10 protein-coding genes are annotated in these 12,372 nt (G+C 70.9%); 6 read left to right on the top strand and 4 right to left on the bottom strand.

Features of this window, described 5'->3' with window-relative positions; translation table 11 throughout:
- Nucleotides 1-73 precede the first annotated feature (73 nt).
- Genes ACIA8G_RS27605 through ACIA8G_RS27620 form a run of 4 tightly spaced genes read left to right on the top strand, consistent with a single transcriptional unit; the run spans nucleotide 74 to nucleotide 3,351 of the window.
- Nucleotides 74-235 carry a hypothetical protein gene (locus ACIA8G_RS27605; RefSeq protein ID WP_396421569.1) on the top strand — a complete coding sequence of 54 codons (162 nt, stop codon included), beginning with the start codon at nucleotides 74-76 and terminating at the stop codon, nucleotides 233-235.
- Nucleotides 236-293: 58 nt separating this feature from the next.
- The gene (locus ACIA8G_RS27610; RefSeq protein WP_396421570.1) at nucleotides 294-1,235 is read left to right on the top strand and encodes a MauE/DoxX family redox-associated membrane protein; all 942 of its coding nucleotides are present in this window, start codon (nucleotides 294-296) and stop codon (nucleotides 1,233-1,235) included.
- Complete coding sequence (locus ACIA8G_RS27615) at nucleotides 1,232-3,016, top strand: ABC transporter ATP-binding protein (protein WP_396421571.1); 1,785 nt, start codon at nucleotides 1,232-1,234, stop codon at nucleotides 3,014-3,016. The genes ACIA8G_RS27610 and ACIA8G_RS27615 overlap by 4 nt, the downstream gene beginning before the upstream one ends.
- Nucleotides 3,016-3,351, top strand: coding sequence for a S26 family signal peptidase (locus tag ACIA8G_RS27620; RefSeq protein ID WP_396421572.1), 336 nt, complete (start codon nucleotides 3,016-3,018; stop codon nucleotides 3,349-3,351). The genes ACIA8G_RS27615 and ACIA8G_RS27620 overlap by 1 nt, the downstream gene beginning before the upstream one ends.
- On the opposite strand, the gene ACIA8G_RS27625 is transcribed toward ACIA8G_RS27620, so the two are convergent.
- From ACIA8G_RS27625 to ACIA8G_RS27640, 4 genes are all read right to left on the bottom strand, one after another.
- Nucleotides 3,297-3,608 carry a helix-turn-helix domain-containing protein gene (locus ACIA8G_RS27625; RefSeq protein ID WP_396421573.1) on the bottom strand — a complete coding sequence of 104 codons (312 nt, stop codon included), beginning with the start codon at nucleotides 3,606-3,608 and terminating at the stop codon, nucleotides 3,297-3,299. The genes ACIA8G_RS27620 and ACIA8G_RS27625 overlap by 55 nt on opposite strands.
- Nucleotides 3,609-3,761: 153 nt before the next feature.
- Nucleotides 3,762-4,118 carry a 5-carboxymethyl-2-hydroxymuconate Delta-isomerase gene (locus ACIA8G_RS27630; protein ID WP_396421574.1) on the bottom strand — a complete coding sequence of 119 codons (357 nt, stop codon included), beginning with the start codon at nucleotides 4,116-4,118 and terminating at the stop codon, nucleotides 3,762-3,764.
- Nucleotides 4,119-4,127: 9 nt separating this feature from the next.
- On the bottom strand, nucleotides 4,128-5,069 hold the full coding sequence (locus ACIA8G_RS27635) for a sporulation-delaying protein SdpB family protein (RefSeq protein WP_396421575.1): 942 nt from the start codon (nucleotides 5,067-5,069) through the stop codon (nucleotides 4,128-4,130).
- Nucleotides 5,054-5,617 (bottom strand): hypothetical protein, encoded by a 564-nt coding sequence (locus ACIA8G_RS27640; protein WP_396421576.1) that lies wholly within the window; start codon nucleotides 5,615-5,617, stop codon nucleotides 5,054-5,056. The genes ACIA8G_RS27635 and ACIA8G_RS27640 overlap by 16 nt, the downstream gene beginning before the upstream one ends.
- A gap of 448 nt (nucleotides 5,618-6,065) precedes the next feature.
- Between ACIA8G_RS27640 and ACIA8G_RS27645 the strand changes: the two genes are divergently transcribed.
- Nucleotides 6,066-9,095 carry an AfsR/SARP family transcriptional regulator gene (locus ACIA8G_RS27645; protein WP_396421577.1) on the top strand — a complete coding sequence of 1,010 codons (3,030 nt, stop codon included), beginning with the start codon at nucleotides 6,066-6,068 and terminating at the stop codon, nucleotides 9,093-9,095.
- A 174-nt stretch (nucleotides 9,096-9,269) separates the two neighbouring features.
- Complete coding sequence (locus ACIA8G_RS27650; protein WP_396421578.1) at nucleotides 9,270-12,347, top strand: BTAD domain-containing putative transcriptional regulator; 3,078 nt, start codon at nucleotides 9,270-9,272, stop codon at nucleotides 12,345-12,347.
- Nucleotides 12,348-12,372 lie beyond the last annotated feature (25 nt).

The following is a 12,372-nucleotide window of genomic DNA, read 5'->3' on the forward strand; positions in this document are numbered from 1 at the left end:
GATGCCTTCCGCTCCCGGCCGCCCCAGGCCAGCGTGGATCCCGTCCTGTCGATCATCAGGGAGGGAACGGACCATGAAGCGTTTCGCACAGCTGGCCGGAGAGCGGCTCGTCGGACTTGTGCTGCCGAAGATCGATGCCGGTGCCTGCGTGCCGGAGCACGGCCAGTGTTGCAAGAAGGGCTACCGCTTCAACTGCAACGGCATCTGCTCGACCAGGAGCACGACCTGCAAGTGACACAACGGGGTGCCGGCGGCAGCAGTCCGCCGGCACCCCGCACGAGCCGGAGGTCCTCGTGTTCGATCTGATCGCCCGCGTGCTGCTCGCCGCCGTCTTCCTGGTGGCGGTCGCCGGCAAGCTGCGCACCCGGCAGGGGTTCGCCGAGTTCCGCGACTCGGTCGCCGCGATCGCGCCGCCGTGGCTGCCCGCCCCGCTCGTCGCGAAGGCGATCCTCCTGGGGGAGGCGGCTGCCGTCGTGCTGCTTGCCGTTCCTGGCACGGGTCTCGGCTACGCGGTCGCCGTGGCGCTGCTTTCGGTGTTCTGCGCCGGAATCGTTCTCGCCATCCGCGGCAGAGAAGCCGTCCGCTGCCGGTGTTTCGGTGCGGGCGGTGATGTGCTCGGGCCCAAACACCTGGTGCGCAACGGCTTTCTGATTGCCGTCGCCGTCGCCGGTGCGTTCGTGACGCCACCCGCTTCCTGGGAGGAACCGTTGACACTGCTCACGATTGCCGTCGTGCTGCTCGCCGTCGTGGTCGCGCTGCACCTGCTGTTCACCTATGGGCTGGTGGCGCGGATTCGCGAGCTGCAGGAGCGCGACACCCCGAAGCGCGACTCGAACCTGCCGCGGCCAGGGCTCGTGATCCGGCCGTTCTCGGTCACCGACACCGAGGGTGTGGCGTTCACGGAGGCGGACCTCGACGGCCCGGTGCAGGTCGGCTTCTTCTCGGTCGGCTGCGGGCCGTGCCGCACCCTCAGCGACGCGCTCCTGGCCGATCCGCCCGCAGCCCGGTTCGTGTCCATTGTGGATGGTGACCTGACCGACCCGGAGGCGACCGCGCGGCTGGCCGCGAAGGTCAGTGGACTCGGGCGGGTCGCCGTCGTCGGCACCGATGACCCCGTGCTGTCCGCGTTCGACGTCGTGGCGTTCCCGACTCTGCTGCACACACACGGCGGCGTGGTGACCGCGTCCGGGATCCGGCTCGACGACTTCGCCGGTGTGCCGGCGCCGGTGGCATGATCCGCAACGCCGCCGCGGCACTCGCGGTGCCCTTCCGGGCCGCGCCGGTGGCCGCCACCGTCACGCTCGTGCTCACGGTGGTCGCCGGTGCCGCGCCGGCGAGCGGTGCCTGGCTGACGATGCTGCTGGTCGACGAGCTCACCTCGGGCACGGCGACCGGTGAGCGGGCGGCGTTCCTCGCGGTCGCCGCGGCCCTCGTCGGCGGGCTCGCCATCGCGTTGCTCTACCTCGGCGGTCACCTCGGGGAGATCGTCCAGCACCGGGTCACGCTGACCGTGGAGAGCAGGCTGTTCCGCCGGGTCGCCACCTTGCCGGGACTGCGTCACCTCGAGGACCCCGCGTTCCACGACCGGTTGCGGCTCGCCGAGCAGGCGGCGCAGGAGGCGCCCGGCACGATCTCGCAGTTCGCCCAGGAGCTGATCCGCTCGGTCGTGCTGCTCGGCAGTTTCGCCGGCGCACTGCTGGTGGTGTGGCCGCCGATGACGTTGCTCCTGCTCGCATCGGTGGTGACGGCCGTGCTCGCCAGACTGGCGACCGCTCGGCGTGAGGCGGCCACGGAAGAAGCGTGGGTCGCGACCGACCGGCGCCGCCTGTTCTACCGCGCGCTGCTCACGGATGTCCGCGCGGCCAAGGAGATCCGGCTGTTCGGGCTCGGTTCGCTGCTGCACACCAGGATGGTCGACTCGCTGGCGATGGTGTCCGGTGCGCGCCTCAGGGCCGCGCGCCGGGGGACGGTGGTGCAGAGCGGTCTCGCGTTGCTCGGCGCCGTCGTGGCCGGTGTGGGCACGGTCGTGGTGGCGGTGAACGTCGTGGGCGGCCGGTCCTCGGTCGGTGATCTCGTGCTGTTCCTGGGTGCGGTCGCGGGGGTGCAGACCGGGCTGTCCGGAGTGGTGCTGCAACTCGGTGAGGCCGGGCGTGCGGTGCGGTTGTTCGGGCACTACCTCGACGTCATCGGCACTGACGACGACCTGCCGCCGGGTACGGGCACCCCGCCCACGATGGCGACGATCGAGCTGCGGGACGTCTGGTTCCGGTACGCGGAGGACGGTCCGTGGGTGCTGCGCGGGGTGAACCTGACCATCCCGGCCGGCGCGGCCGTCGGACTGGTCGGCGTGAACGGCGCGGGCAAGAGCACGCTGGTGAAGCTGCTGTGCCGATTCTACGACCCGCAGCGGGGCACGATCACGTGGGACGGCACGGACATCCGCGAGCTGGACCTCGCGGCGCTGCGGGCGCGGATCGGCGTGGTGTTCCAGGAGTTCATGGCCTACGACCTGACCGCGGCGGAGAACATCGGCATCGGGCAGATCCGGGAGCTCGGTGACCGGTCCAGGATCGTCGCGGCGGCGGAGGCGGCCCGTGTCGCGGACACGCTGGCAGCGCTGCCGAACGGGTACGACACCGTGCTGTCCAGGACCCACGCGGATGAGGAACGCACGGGCGTGACCCTGTCCGGCGGGCAGTGGCAACGGGTGGCGCTGGCCCGGTGCCTGATGCGCACCGACGCCGCGCTGATGATCCTCGACGAACCGACGTCGGGCCTCGACGCCGAAGGGGAACACCGGGTGCACGACACCCTGCGACGGCACGCGGAGGGCCGGACCAGGTTGCTGATCTCCCACCGGATGGCCGCGCTGCGCGGCGCGGACCTGATCGTGACCCTGGTCGGCGGCCGGATCGCCGAGCAGGGCGACCACGACGAGCTGATGGACGCCGGTGGCGAGTACGCCCGCCTGTTCCGCCTGCAGGCGGACGGTTACCAGGATGCGAGGGTGCGCTGATGTGGTGGGTCAGGATCACCGTGCGGGGCAACAGCATGTCGCCGACCCTGCACGACGGCCAGCAGCTCCTCGCCCGCCGGCTGCGCAGAGCACCGCGCCGCCGTGAGGTGATCGTGTTCCGGGTGCCGGACGAGGAGCTGCCGCACCGCATCAAGCGGGTGGCGGCCGTCGCCGGCGACCCGGTGCCGGACTGGCTCGCCCCCACCCTGCCCGGCGTGCCCCAGGTACCGGCCGGTTTCGTTGCTGTGGTGGGGGACAACCCGCGGTCGCAGGACTCCCGTCAGCTCGGCCTGGTCGACTGCCGCGACATCGTCGGAGCGGTCCGCGGCGCGTGAGGGACCTGAGGCTGGCTGACTGGCGCCCGCCTGCTGGCGGCGACCCAGCGCTTCCGCCAGCTCGCGGTGTCCCCACCACAGGCCAGGGCGATCGCCAGAACCGTGTCCAGCCGGGGAAACCGGCGTCCGGTCAACGCGTCGTGCAGAGTGCTGCGGGCGCAGCCGGTGCGGCGCGCCAGCTCGCGGTAGGACATGCCGACCAGCAGCCGCAGCTCGTCCAGGTCGACACCCAGTTTTGCCTTGCTCCGTGCGGTCATCGGACCCCCAGTGTCGTCGTCGCCCCGTTCTCTCCCTCTCCGATGTAAGCCCACTGCATCTCTACCTGTGGACACCGCGAACGCGCCACCGAACGATCATCTGCATCGAGTACAGAACGCCGTTCGGCGGCGCCCCCGTACTCCGAACGACGGTCAGCTGACGCGCTTCTGGTACTGCTCGCGATCGAGGTCGTACACCTCGAGGGTGAGCTGGGTGGTGAGCCCGTCCACCGGCTTGAAGTGCTGCTGGGCGAGTTCGATGCCGGTGCGACCGGCTTCCTGCTTGAGTTCCGCCGCCCGCCCGGACAGCAGGCCGATCCGGATGTGCACCATCGCGGCGGGGGAGCCGTCGCCGATGACGGACTCCTCGATCTGGCGGAACCTCGTCTTGAACGCGGCCACCTCCGCGTCGACCAGCGGTGACAACGCCTGGTGCAGGGCGAGGGCGAAGGCGCGGCGGTCGAACGCCTCGCGCACCTCGGCGGAGTACTCGACGGTGATCTGTGGCATGCGGCCACGCTAGCGCGTGTGATCGACGGGGTCGGCCGATGCCGCTGGCCGAGCCCGCGATCGCCGCGCGGATCGACGTGGCCACTTGGGACAGAGCGGGGTCTCCGCGCGGTAGGAGCTCGCGGCCGCCACCAGACTGATCATCACCAGGCCGAAGCTGACCAGGCCGAGCGCGATGATGATCCCGCCGTGCAGGACGACGGCCAGGGGTGGTGCGGCACGGCGAATTTTCGGATTCCCGATCACGCACACCACGATCGCCGTTTCGAGGATCACCGTTCCCCAGGTGGCCACGGGTATCAGCCAACCGGCGAAAACACCTGTTTCCAGGAACGACGCCAGTTCCGGCGTGGATCCGAAGTATGCGTCCTGGATGATGTAATGCATTGCGCTGCCGGCCCGCCATTCCGGTTCCACGATTTTGAGCCAGACCGCCTGTCCGTAGACGATGACGACCTGCAGGCGGATTACCAGGTGGGCGACATATGCGTTACCTCTCCACCATGCGGGCAATGGTGTCGCCGGGCGTCTCCAATGCCAGATTCGATCATCCGCCAGGCACAGCGGGATGAGCAGGAGAGTGAGGATCTTGGCCACGTTCTCGCCGCCGTTCGGCACGTGGATCGCGGCCGCCAGGCTGAAGGTCACGTACCAGTGCGGAATGCACGTCCAGCGGGGGCGATAGCCCGAGGCGGCGAGCACCAGCACGGCCATTGTCAAGATTCGGGAAACAGTCAGACCGGCAGGCGAGGAGCTGACGCACCAGAGGGAAAGGACGCGCAGCCCGTCGCATCGCGGGCCCGTTGGTCCATTCGGCACAGCGGGGAACAGGTCGGTATCAGAGGTGAATGCGAGAACGCTCAGTTCGGCCAGCGCGATCAGGGATCGGGCGGCGCCGAGGGTGAGCGTGCGCGGCTCGAACGCCAGGGCGCGGGCTACCGCGGTGCGCATGTCAGGTCCACGGCCGCGACGCGCACGACGCGGCGGGCCGGCGGTGTGTCCCGGTGGGGGCGTTCGATGGTGAAGACCGTGCTGCCGCAGGGCACGTCAGGCGAGAACCGGCTGGTCAGAGCCAGCCGGTCGGCCTTGGGCAGGACGGCGGCGCAGTCGGCGACCGTCGCCGCCGCACAGTCGTGCCAGGCATCGGCGGGGAGCTCGTTCACGGTGGCCAGCAACCGGACGAGGTCGGCGTAAGACCCGCGGTCCACGCCTCGCAGGTAGGCCCGGTCGCCCGCGGTGCGGGTGATCGGGACGAACGTGCCGGTGGCCTCGTCGTGGTGGTAGGCGACCGTGAACTCACGCCCCGCCGCATTGGTGAAGAGCTGCATTCCCTGCGGCCAGAACAACCGGAAAGTCTCCCGCTGGGCGCTGATTCGCGCACCGACCAGATCGGCGGGCAACTGGACGAGCGTGGTCGCCAGAAGAATTACCCCGAGTGCGGCGCCGGTGAAGGCCATGCCTTTTGCGGCGCGGGCCTGATCGTCTTTTCCGGAAGACATCGGACTGGCTGTCGGGTTCGATCAGCAGCCGGTGGTGCAGGGTCCGATGATCGCCTGGGTGTTCGTGGTCGACTCAGCGGGTTGGGTGTCCGAGGCGGAACTGGCGACGGTGACGGCGACAAGTGCCGCGGCAGCCAGGAGCGCGCCGAAAAAACCGGCCTTTCTCATTTTGTTGATCCCCTCTTGGTTGCGGCGAGGAACCTCCCTTCCTCGTCGCTGCGGAGGGGAATATCACAGTGTTCGTCCCCTTTGTCAACTGGTCACGCGGCGTGCGCGACCGATCCCGCAGCGTGATTCCATCTGGCTCGGAATCGATCCAGAAAGTTGCCGGTATTTTCCGGCTGCGAGCCGCCTCCTAAAGGTGATATCCCATGTCCTCGCTGCGGTACCACTGGTGTCCACCGCTGGCTCCACCCGTCGTACTCCGAGATGGAAAGTGTGCGGCTGAATGGATTATCGGATTCTGGGCCCGCTGGAACTGCGGGCCGCGGGGCGCTCGGTCGCGCTCGGAGGTGAGCGTCAGCAGAAGCTGCTGGCGCTGCTCCTGCTCAACACCGGCGCGGTCGTGAGCTTCGACCGGCTGATCGACGAGCTGTGGGAGGACCCGCCGCAGACCGCGCGCCGCCAGGTGTGCAACGCGGCGGCGGCCGTCCGGCGGGTCGTCGCGCAGAGCGGTGGCCGGCTCGTCACCAGCACGCACGGCTATCGGCTCGACCTGGTGGACGCACGGCTGGACGCCGACGTGTTCCGGTCCCAGCTGAGCGACGCGGAAGTCGTTGCGTCCCAAGGAAAGACGGCGCAGGCGGTGGCGCTGCTGCAGAGCGCGCTCGACCTGTGGCGCGGCCAGGTGCTGTCCGGGCTCTGCTCGGCGTCGATCGACGCGGCGGCCGAGGGACTGGGCGAACAACGGCTCCAGGCCGTGGAACGGCTGGCCGAACTACGGCTCGAGCTGGGCGAGGTCACCTCGCTGCTCGGGCACCTGATGGGCCAGGTCGCCGAGCACCCGTTGCGGGAGTCGTTGCGCGCCACGCTGATGCGCGCGCTGACCACGGCGGGCCGCCGGGGCGACGCGCTGACCGTGTTCGAGGAGGGGCGCCGGGTCCTGGCCGAGGAGCTCGGCACCGATCCCGGCCCCGTGCTCCGCCAACTGCACGCCGAACTCCTGCGCCCAGAACCGGAACCTGTCCCCACACCGCGACGGTCACGCCTGCCGCTCGACATCCCGGACTTCACCGGGCGGGAGTCCGAGGTGGACCGGCTGGTCGAGGCGATCGGCACGCGGGGGCCCGCGATCGTGACCATCGAGGGCATGGGCGGCATCGGCAAGACCGCGCTGGCCGTGCACGTCGCGCACCGCCTGGAGGACCGCTTCCCCGACGGCCGTTGCTACGTCGACCTGCGCGGCTTCACCGCGGGCACCTCGCCGATGACCGCGGACGCCGCGCTCGAGTCGTTGCTGCGCCAGATCGGCGTGCCGCCGGAGCAGATCCCGGTGGACCTGGGCGCCCGCCACGACCTCTGGCTGGCCGAGATGTCGCAGCGCCGCGTGCTGCTGGTGCTCGACAACGCGGTCGACGCGAACCAGGTCAGGCCGCTGCTGCCCGGCGCTGCCGGCTCGGTGGTGCTCATCGCGAGCCGCTGTCACCTGATGGCGCTCGAAGGCGCCGTCCCGGTGTCGCTCGACGTGCTGCCGAGCGACGACGCGGTGGCGTTGTTCAGCCGGATCGCGGGCCAGGACCGCGCGGCCGCCGAACCGGACGCCGTCGCCGACGTGGTCGCGCTGTGCGGCGGACTGCCGCTCGCGATCAGGATCGCCGCGTCCCGGTTCCGCCGCCGGCCCTGGACGGTCGCCTACCTCGCCGACCAGCTGCGCGACCGGCAACGCCGCGCCCGCGCGTTCACCGCGAACGAGCTGAGCGTGGCCGGTGTGCTCGCGCTGTCGTACCACCACCTCGACGCCGACCGGCAGGAACTGTTCCGGCTGCTGTCCGTCGTCCCGGGCGGTGACTTCGACGCGCACGCCGCGGCGGCGCTCACCGGGACCGATGCCTTCGACGCGCAGGACGTGCTGGAAGAACTGGTCGAGTGCAACCTGTTGATGCAGCGCACTTCCGACCGCTACTGCCTGCACGACCTCGTGCGCGACTGCGCCCGTGATCTCGCGGACGCCGCACACCCGCCGGACGAGCTGGACACCGCGCGGCACCGGTTGTTCGACTACTACCTGCATCTGGCCGACGTGCGCGGACGACGCAGCATGCCGGGCCGGCGCGGGTTCGAACCCGACCTCACCTACCTGCCGGAGTCCCTGCCCGCGTCGGCGTCCGAAGAGGACGACATCCGCCAGGTCCGCGCCGAGTACAAGAACATGGTGGCGGTCGCCGACTACGCCAGCGCGAACGGATGGCACGTGCACGCGTGGCAGCTGCCGTGCCTGCTCATGCCCTACCTGACTCGCGTGGGGCTGCGGTCGGGTGTGCTCGAGCTGTCCCGCAACGCTTTGAGGGCCGCCCAGGCACTGAACGACCAGCGCGGGGTGTCGATGGCGTTGACGAACATCGCCTTCGCGCTGCGGGAGGCAGGTCGCAACGGCGAGGTGCTGGAGTTCCTCGACCAGGCCATCGCGATCAGCCGCGAACTCGGCGACCTGCCCGCTGCCGTGGGCGGGTTGCGCGATCTCGGTGCCGCACAAGTGCAGGCGGGCATGCTGGACGACGCGGCGACCAGCTTCACCGAAGCCGTGACGCTGGCGCGGTCGATCGGAGATCAACGGGCTGAGGTGAACTCGACCATCGACCTCGGCCTGGTCGACTGCAACCTCGGGCGCTACGACGCGGCCTCCGCCCGGTTCCGGGACGCGCTCGCCATGCACCAGCTCGACGGGTACGTCGGCGGCGAGGTCGTGGTGCTGATCAACATCGGCTGGCTGGCGCAGCTGCGGGGGCGCGACGCCGAGGCCGTGGTCGCACTGGAACGTGCGGTGCGGCTGAGCAGGGAGATCGGGATGAGCCGGGGCGAGGGGATCTCGCTCGCGTGGCTCGGCGTGACGTACCGCAGGCTCGGCCGCATCGACGATGCTGTTGAAGTGGGGCGCGAAGCCCTGGAATCCGCGCGGCGCATGGACTTGCGGGAGCCGGAGGGTGACGCGTTGAACGGGCTCGCCGAGACCTACCTGGCCGCCGGGCGGCTGGTGGAGGCCGAGGCGATGCTGTGGGCGGCCGAGGAGCTCGGGCTGGCCGGGGCGCTGCCGATGGTGCGGGCCCGCGCGCATGAAGGGCTCGCTCACGCGGCTGTTCTGCGGGGAGATGAGGAGTGGGCGCGTACGCACTGGGAACGGGCCGTGGAGCTCTACCCGGCTGGTGCGGTGGACGCGGAGAACCCTCGGGCGCACTTGGCCGACACGGGTGTCCAGTGCATGCGGTGTGTTTGTGGCACACGGGAACCGGCCGTCCTGCATCAGGTCGCTACAGCGGGCTGACCAGCCACGGCGTCTGCGTGTCGGGTCGCATCGGCGTGCCGACCGGCCTGTGCCAGGTCGCCTTCGTGCCCTGACCAGCAACAACATCCGTGCATCGGTCATCGATGCGGCACGGATGCACGGCATTGGTGCACTCGTCCTCGACAGGTCGTCCGAGGAAATGGTGCTCCGAAAATGCTGCAGCCCGCGTTACCGGCCCGGCTCGTGGACCGGCCCGCGCTGACCGCGACTCTCGACGCCGCGGCCGCCCACAAGGTGGTCGTCGTGAAGGCGGGTCCCGGCTGGGGGAAGACGACCTCGGTCGCCGCGTGGGCGGCGACCCGGCGGGCCTGCTGGCTGGGCGTCGGCGCGGATACTTCGCTGGAACGGTTGTCCCGCGGGCTGTTGCGCGCGTTGCGGCAGCGGCTGCCGCGGCTGCCCGCGGAGCTGATCACGACCACGGCCCAGGTCGACGCCGTCGCGAGTCTGGTGTGCGGACTGCTGGACGTGCACCTCGACGAACCCGTGGTGCTGGTGGTCGACGACGCCGGGGCGCTCGCGCCGGGCAGCGATGGCGCCCGGCTGGTCGAGGCGCTGTGCCTGCGCACCCCGGAGGAGTTCCGGCTGGTGCTGCTGACCAGGGGAGAGCTGGGCTTCGCACTGCCCGCGTCGGTGTGCGAGATCAACTCGTGGCAGCTCGCGTTCAGCGACCAGGAGGTCGCCGCGCTCGTCGGGACCGACGCCGCCGCCGTGGTGCGGGAACGGACCGGGGGCTGGCCGGCCGCCGTGACGCTGTACCGCGAAACCCTGCCGCCGGAGCGGTTCGAGGACGGTGACGTGCTCGTGCAGCTGGCCGCCTCCGCGCTGGCCGGCGAATCCGAGCCCACCCTGGACCTGGTGCGCACCATCGCCATGCTCGGCCGGGCGAGCACCGCATTGTGCGTGGCACTCGGCTTCACCGACGTCCGCGAGACGCTGCCCGAGCTGGCACGACGCGGGTTGCTGTCCGTCGAGAACGGCGAAGATCCGGCGTGGAGCGTGCTCGAACCCATCCGGGAGTTGTTCAGCCGCTACACCGATGACACCGAGTTCCGGTTGCGGGCGGCGGTGTTCTGCGAACGAACCGGCGCGCACGCCGAGGCGTTGCGGCACCTCGTCGAGGCGCAGCGCTGGGACCTGGTCGCACAACTGTTGCTGCGCAAGGACGAGCAGATCGTCGCGGGCGGCGACGCCGACGCGGTGCTCGCGGCCGTGGCACGACTCGAGATCGACGACCCGCGGCTGTACCTGGTCTGGGGTTTCGCCCGGCAGCACAAGGGAGACTGGCTCGGCGCGCTGCACTGCTACGAGCAGGCCGCCGAGGAGGTGCTGCGGCCGCGGCTGTCCTGGCGGATGGGGCAGCTGCACGACCTCACCGGGCAGACCGAGCGGGCCGTGGACCTGTTCGAGCGCACGGTGTTCGACGAGGCCGCGTCGCTGGACGAGGTGCGGCTGCTGTCGCTGGCCGTGCGGTGGTTCCGCGAGACCGGACGCCACGAACAGGCACGGGAACTGGCCTCGCGGTGCGCCCTGGCGGCCCAGCGGTGTGGCGGGCATACCGCGTTCGCGTGGAGCAGCAAGGCTTTCGGGCTGCTCGCCGCGTACGACGGCGACCGGGTCGCCGGCGAGATGCACTTCGGGCAGGCGGTGGACCGGGCGCGCCGGGCCGGCAACCGGATGCTGGAGCTGACCATCCGGGCCGAGCGCGCGTGGTTCCTCGCGGCGGAGACCGGGGCGGCCGAGGCGCTGACGGAGGTCGACGAGGTGCTGGTCCTCGGCCGGCAGGCGGGACTCACCGGCCACGAGCCGCACTGCCTGACCATCAGGGCGCTGGCCGGCGCGCGGCTCGGCCGGTTCGACGAGGCGCTCGCCGACGCGGCCACCGGTCAGGCCATGTGGAACCACCTCGGCCTGGTGATCAGGGCAGAGGTCCACCGCAGGCGCGGCGAACCCGGTCAGGCACAGGCGTTTCTCGACGAGGCGCTGGCGATGCCCGGCACCTCCTCGCTGCAGGTGTTCGCCAAGGCGACGCTGGCCCGGATCCTGGCCGGCGAGGACGTGGCCAAGGCGAGCCGACTCGCGGACGAAGCCGTGGTGGCGAGCGAGAACCTGCGGGTGTGGCAGGTTCCCGCGCTGCTCGCCCGCGGCTGGGTCGCCCTGCTCGCCGGTGATCGCGAATCGGCACGGGCGGACGCGGCCACCGCACGGGCGCTGGCGGGCCGGCGCCGGGACAAGGCGGGCCTCGCCGACTCTTTGCAACTGGCGGCCGCCACGTCGGCAGACCCGAAGGCGCTGCTCGCGGAGGCCGCGACGGTGTGGCGGGCGGCGGGGGACCAGGTGGGTGCGGCGGCTGCCGGGCTCGCGGCGGCGCGGCTCTCCGGGATGGACGTGACCCCGTTCGAGAACGAGCTGCGCGGGCACGGCGTGCGGTTCGACGTGCCGATGGCCGACGTGCTCGGGACGGGACTGCCGCGGGCCGCGCGGATCGTCGTGCGCACGCTCGGCGGGTTCCAGGTGCTGCGCGACGGCGCACCCGTGCCGAGCGCGCTGTGGCAGTCGAAGAAGGCCCGGGACCTGCTGAAGATCCTGGCCGCCAACCGGGGCCGGGCCGTGCCGCGGCCGCAACTGGTGGAGTTGCTGTGGCCGGACGACATGTCGGACCGCACGGCGAACCGGTTGTCGGTGCTGTTGTCGACGGTGCGCACGGTGCTGTCGGTGCCAGGACTGCCCGCCGACGCCGAGCCGCTCGTCGCCGACCGCGACACGGTGTCGCTCGATCTGTCCCTTGTGGACCTGGACGTGGCCGGGTTCCTCGACGCGGCACACCTCGCGCTGACGGCTCATCGGCGTGGTGACGCGGCCGCGCTGGCGTTGCTGACCGACGCGGACGAGCTGTACCTGGGCGAGTTCCTGGCCGAGGAACCCTACGAGCAGTGGGCGATCCAGGTACGTGAGGAAGTGCGCGGGAGGTACACGGCCGTGCTGCGCGCGTTGGTGCAGCTGGTACCTGATCCCGATCAGCAGGTCGGGTACCTGACCCGGATGCTGGAGCTCGACTGCTACGACGAGAGCGCGCACGTGCGGCTGGTGCACGCGTTGCGGGCGGCGGGGCGGCACGGGGAGGCGCGCCGGCGTTATCAGGTCTACGTCGAGCAGATGAACGAGATCGGCGTTCTGCCCGCCGAGCCCGATCCGTTCGACAGCCGATCTTCGGGTGTCCTTCGGGCAAGCTGAGCGCGCTCGCTCGCCATGAGGGTGA

Origin of the sequence: Lentzea sp. NPDC051213 (assembly GCF_044455585.1) — a bacterium.
Taxonomy (GTDB): Bacteria; Actinomycetota; Actinomycetes; order Mycobacteriales; family Pseudonocardiaceae; genus Lentzea.

Bases quoted from the DNA above. Each gene is read 5' to 3' on its own strand.
- ACIA8G_RS27640 (WP_396421576.1), bottom strand. From the start codon at position 5,617: ATGTCTTCCGGAAAAGACGATCAGGCCCGCGCCGCAAAAGGCATGGCC.
- ACIA8G_RS27645 (WP_396421577.1), top strand. From the start codon at position 6,066: ATGGATTATCGGATTCTGGGCCCGCTGGAACTGCGGGCCGCGGGGCGC.
- ACIA8G_RS27605 (WP_396421569.1), top strand. From the start codon at position 74: ATGAAGCGTTTCGCACAGCTGGCCGGAGAGCGGCTCGTCGGACTTGTG.
- ACIA8G_RS27650 (WP_396421578.1), top strand. From the start codon at position 9,270: ATGCTGCAGCCCGCGTTACCGGCCCGGCTCGTGGACCGGCCCGCGCTG.
- ACIA8G_RS27620 (WP_396421572.1), top strand. From the start codon at position 3,016: ATGTGGTGGGTCAGGATCACCGTGCGGGGCAACAGCATGTCGCCGACC.
- ACIA8G_RS27635 (WP_396421575.1), bottom strand. From the start codon at position 5,069: ATGCGCACCGCGGTAGCCCGCGCCCTGGCGTTCGAGCCGCGCACGCTC.
- ACIA8G_RS27615 (WP_396421571.1), top strand. From the start codon at position 1,232: ATGATCCGCAACGCCGCCGCGGCACTCGCGGTGCCCTTCCGGGCCGCG.
- ACIA8G_RS27630 (WP_396421574.1), bottom strand. From the start codon at position 4,118: ATGCCACAGATCACCGTCGAGTACTCCGCCGAGGTGCGCGAGGCGTTC.
- ACIA8G_RS27625 (WP_396421573.1), bottom strand. From the start codon at position 3,608: ATGACCGCACGGAGCAAGGCAAAACTGGGTGTCGACCTGGACGAGCTG.